The sequence below is a fragment of the Pseudomonas edaphica genome, from assembly GCF_005863185.1.
Classification (GTDB): Bacteria; Pseudomonadota; Gammaproteobacteria; order Pseudomonadales; family Pseudomonadaceae; genus Aquipseudomonas; species Aquipseudomonas edaphica.
In genome coordinates this window covers 1-3,368 of record NZ_VBVZ01000647.1, presented here as the reverse complement: position 1 = coordinate 3,368, position 3,368 = coordinate 1, and the positions used below count along the sequence as shown (strand labels likewise).

The window sequence follows — 3,368 nt, the reverse complement described above, 5'->3', positions numbered from 1 at the left end:
TTTTGCCACAAACGCGACCTTCGGCGTGTGCTGGCGCTGGGCGGCTTCGTCCAAGTGTTTGATCAGGCCCATGCGCAACGCGCCATAGGCCCGCACGGTCTCGAACATTGCCAGGGCCTTCGGGTCGCTGTTGATCGCGCCTTGCAGCTCGGTGCCGGTGTAGCCGAGGTCTTGGGCGTTGATGAAAATCGTCGGGATACCGGCGTTGATCAGCGTCGCCTTGAAGGTGCCGACACCCGGTACTTCCAGGTCGTCGATCAGGTTGCCGGTGGGAAACATCGAGCCACCGCCGCCCTCTTCTTCCGCTGCCGGGTCCATGAACTCCAGCTGCACTTCGGCAGCCGGGAAGGTCACGCCGTCGAGCTCAAAGTCGCCGGTTTCCTGCACCGCGCCGTCGGTGATCGGCACGTGAGCGATGATGGTCTTGCCGATATTGGCCTGCCACACCCGCACCACCGCCACACCGTTATGCGGCACGCGGGCCGGGTCAACCAGGCCGGCGCTGATGGCAAACGAACCCACCGCCGCCGACAGGTTGCCGCAGTTGCCGCTCCAGTCGACAAACGGCTTGTCGATCGAGACCTGGCCAAACAGGTAATCCACGTCGTGATCGGCCCGGGTGCTTTTGGCCAGGATCACGGTTTTGCTGGTGCTGGAGGTTGCACCGCCCATGCCGTCGATTTGCTTGTCGTAGGGATCGGGGCTGCCGATGACCCGCAACAGCAAGGCATCGCGAGCAGCGCCTGGCACCTGCGCCGACTCGGGCAGGTCCTTGAGGCTGAAAAACACGCCCTTGCTGGTGCCGCCACGCATGTAGGTGGCGGGGATCTTGATTTGCGCTGCGTGTGCCATGGTTATCCCCTTAAGCCGTCGCCGCCGATTCCAGGAAGTCCTGGGCAAACCGTTGCAACACGCCGCCCGCCTCGTAGATCGACACTTCTTCGGCGGTGTCCAGGCGGCACGTCACCGGCACTTCGACACGTTCGCCATTCTTGCGGTTGATCACCAACGTCAGTTGCGCACGCGGGGTGCGTTGGCCGACCACGTCATAGGTTTCACTGCCGTCGATCTTCAGTGTGTGGCGGTCGGTGCCCGGCAAAAATTCCAGCGGCAACACGCCCATGCCCACCAGGTTGGTGCGGTGGATGCGCTCGAACCCTTCGGCGGCAATCGCCTCCACACCGGCCAGGCGTACGCCCTTGGCCGCCCAGTCGCGGGACGAGCCCTGGCCGTAGTCGGCGCCGGCGATGATGATCAGCGGCTGCTTGCGCTCCATGTAGGTTTCGATGGCTTCCCACATCCGCGTGACCTGGCCTTCGGGCTCGATACGCGCCAGGGAACCCTGCTTGACCTTGCCGTTTTCCACGACCATTTCGTTGAACAGCTTCGGGTTGGCGAAGGTTGCGCGCTGCGCGGTCAAGTGGTCGCCGCGATGGGTCGCGTAAGAGTTGAAGTCGACTTCCGGCAGGCCCATTTTCGCCAGGTATTCGCCGGCGGCGCTGTCGAGCATGATCGCGTTGGACGGCGACAGGTGGTCGGTGGTGATGTTGTCCGGCAGTACCGCCAGCGGGCGCATGCCCTTGAGCGGCCGCGCACCCGCCAGCGCACCTTCCCAGTACGGTGGGCGACGGATATAGGTACTCTGCGGGCGCCAGTCGTACAGCGGCGCGACTTTGGGGCCAGTGTCTTCGTGGATCGCGAACATCGGGATGTAGACGGCGCGGAACTGCTCCGGTTTGACCGACGCCTTGACCACAGCGTCGATTTCTTCGTCGCTTGGCCAGATGTCTTTCAGGCGGATTTCCTTGCCGTCGGCATCCAGGCCCAGCACATCCTTTTCGATGTCGAAGCGGATGGTACCGGCAATCGCATAGGCCACCACCAACGGCGGCGAAGCCAGGAACGCTTGCTTGGCATACGGGTGAATACGTCCGTCGAAGTTGCGGTTACCCGACAGCACGGCAGTGGCGTACAGGTCGCGGTCGATGATTTCTTGCTGGATCACCGGGTCGAGTGCGCCGGACATGCCATTGCAAGTGGTGCAGGCAAAGGCCACCACGCCGAAGCCGAGTTTTTCCAGCTCATGGCCAAGGCCGGCTTCTTTCAGGTACATGGCCACGGTTTTCGAGCCCGGCGCCAGCGAGGATTTGACCCACGGTTTGCGCGTCAGCCCCAGCTGGTTGGCGTTACGTGCCAGCAAGCCTGCGGCAATCACGTTGCGCGGGTTGCTGGTGTTGGTGCAACTGGTAATGGCGGCGATGATCACCGCGCCGTCGGGCATTTGCCCCGGCACATCATCCCACTGACCGGAGATGCCTTGGGACGCCAGATCGCTGGTGGCAACACGCGCATGCGGGTTGCTCGGGCCGGCCATGTTACGCACGACGCTGGACAGGTCGAAGGTCAAGCCGCGCTCGTATTGCGCGCCCTTGAGGTCATCGGCCCACAGGCCGGTGTGGCGGGCGTATTGCTCGACCAACGTGACTTGTTCGTCTTCGCGGCCAGTGAGTTTCAGGTAGGCGATGGTTTGCTGGTCGATGTAGAACATCGCGGCGGTAGCGCCGTATTCCGGGGCCATGTTGGAGATGGTCGCGCGGTCGCCCAGTGTGAGTGCCGAAGCACCCTCGCCGAAGAACTCCAGCCACGCACCCACGACTTTCTGTTTACGCAGGAACTCGGTCAGCGCCAGCACCATGTCGGTGGCGGTGATACCCGGTTGCAGCTTGCCCGTCAGCTCCACGCCGACACTTTCCGGCAGGCGCATCCACGAGGCGCGGCCGAGCATCACGCTCTCGGCTTCAAGGCCACCGACGCCGATGGCGATCACGCCCAGGGCATCCACGTGCGGGGTGTGGCTGTCGGTGCCGACGCAGGTATCGGGGAAGGCCACACCGTCACGCACCTGAATCACCGGGGACATTTTCTCCAGGTTGATCTGGTGCATGATGCCGTTGCCCGGCGGGATCACGTCGACGTTCTTGAAGGCCTTTTTGGTCCACTCGATAAAGTGAAAACGGTCTTCGTTGCGACGGTCTTCGATGGCGCGGTTTTTCTCGAATGCGTCCGGGTCAAAACCACCGGCTTCCACGGCCAGGGAGTGGTCGACGATCAGTTGGGTCGGCACCACCGGGTTGACCTGCGCCGGGTCACCGCCTTGCAGGGCGATCGCATCGCGCAGGCCGGCAAGATCCACCAACGCGGTCTGGCCGAGGATGTCATGGCACACCACACGTGCCGGGAACCAAGGGAAGTCGAGGTCGCGTTTGCGTTCGATCAGTTGGCTCAGGGAAGCGTTGAGGGTGGCCGGGTCGCAGCGGCGTACCAGGTTTTCGGCGAGCACGCGCGAGGTGTACGGCAAGGTGGCATAG

General features: G+C 63.4%; 2 protein-coding genes. Both read right to left on the bottom strand.

Going from position 1 to position 3,368, the window contains the following annotated elements; all coding sequences use genetic code 11:
- Window positions 1-852 (bottom strand): 2-methylaconitate cis-trans isomerase PrpF (gene prpF / locus FEM54_RS28245; protein ID WP_138453823.1); only part of this gene is annotated, 852 nt, incomplete at its 3' end.
- A gap of 10 nt (window positions 853-862) precedes the next feature.
- Window positions 863-3,368, bottom strand: a 2,506-nt coding sequence (gene acnD, locus FEM54_RS28240; RefSeq protein ID WP_138453822.1) for a Fe/S-dependent 2-methylisocitrate dehydratase AcnD, incomplete at its 5' end; no start/stop codon positions are given.